This is a genomic window from Candidatus Symbiothrix dinenymphae, assembly GCF_001431085.1.
The window spans coordinates 1-1,096 of sequence record NZ_BBRU01000059.1 but is presented as its reverse complement, the minus strand read 5'-3'; the positions used below and the strand labels follow the sequence as shown (position 1 = coordinate 1,096).

1 protein-coding gene and 1 pseudogene are annotated in these 1,096 nt (G+C 47.1%); one reads left to right on the top strand and one right to left on the bottom strand.

From position 1 onward, the window contains the following. The first annotated feature begins 112 nt into the window (after positions 1-112). A complete protein-coding gene (locus tag ASC50_RS01065; RefSeq protein ID WP_056928594.1) occupies positions 113-736 on the top strand; it encodes a glycoside hydrolase family 3 C-terminal domain-containing protein in 624 nt (207 codons plus the stop codon). 142 nt (positions 737-878) lie between these two features. Here the strand turns inward: ASC50_RS01065 and ASC50_RS01060 are convergent. Next, a pseudogene (locus ASC50_RS01060) lies at positions 879-1,096 on the bottom strand (hypothetical protein); the annotation flags it as partial.

Genomic DNA, 1,096 nt, shown 5'->3' with positions numbered 1-1,096 from the left:
GGGGTTGGAGGCCGGGGGGACCTCCTGTTGCCGAAAGTGCAGACGACTTTGATGCAGGCGTTGCATGCCGAGAATATCCCTGTGGTGTTTGTGATGATGACCGGAAGTGCGATTGCCACGCGTTGGGAGTCGGAAAAATCCCCCCGCCATTCTCAACGTCTGGTATGGCGGGCAAGATGCGGGCAATGCTATTGCAGATGTTCTGTTTGGCGACTACAACCCTTCGGGCAAATTGCCGGTCACGTTTTATGCAAAAGACAGCGACCTGCCGCCTTTCAATTCGTATGAAATGAAAAATCGCACTTACCGCTATTTCGATGGCGAGGTGCTGTATCCGTTCGGGTATGGCTTGAGTTATACGACTTTCAACTATGAATTGGTCAGCAACAGCCAAACGGTGAAAAGCAACGGCACCGTCAGTATTGACGTGATGGTGCGCAATACCGGCAAACGCGCCGGCGAAGATGTGGTTCAACTGTATGTATCGAACTCCGATTATGACGGTCAAAAACCCCTGTACGCCCTCAAAGCCTTCGAAAGAATATCCCTGAAAGCAGGCGAAAGCCACCAGGTAAAGTTCAATCTCAGCCCCGAACAATTTGCCATAGTAGATGCCGCAGGCATCCCCAAAGTAACACCGGGCAAACACAAATTATACATCGGAAGCACATCGCCAACACGCACAAAAGCACAACGGCTCCCACTTTTGGAGCAAGAGCTGGTGATTACCAAGTAGTGAAACTACTGAGGCTACATATTTTTGCTTCTGATATTTATAATTTATGGATATGGACTAAATCTTTTTTTTCAGGTGCTATTATTTCGCAAGCGGTGTTTTATCCCGTAGGGTAGGGTGTTCAAACCGTTCTCCATTTTTCCTACGAAGCCAACAGCGTTTTTCTTCTTTTAACTGTCTGGTTTTCAGTCAGATTTTCTTCTTGCCATGTATCTACATCTTTCAGCAAAACGTTTTCTAAGGTGCTCTTGAAGTTGATGCTGGACATGCCGGTCTTCGCATCTATTTTTGTTCGAAGTGGCACTATAAAAACCAGCTTGGTAATCCCATTCAATGAATTAGGCGACTTGCGAGCTTTGA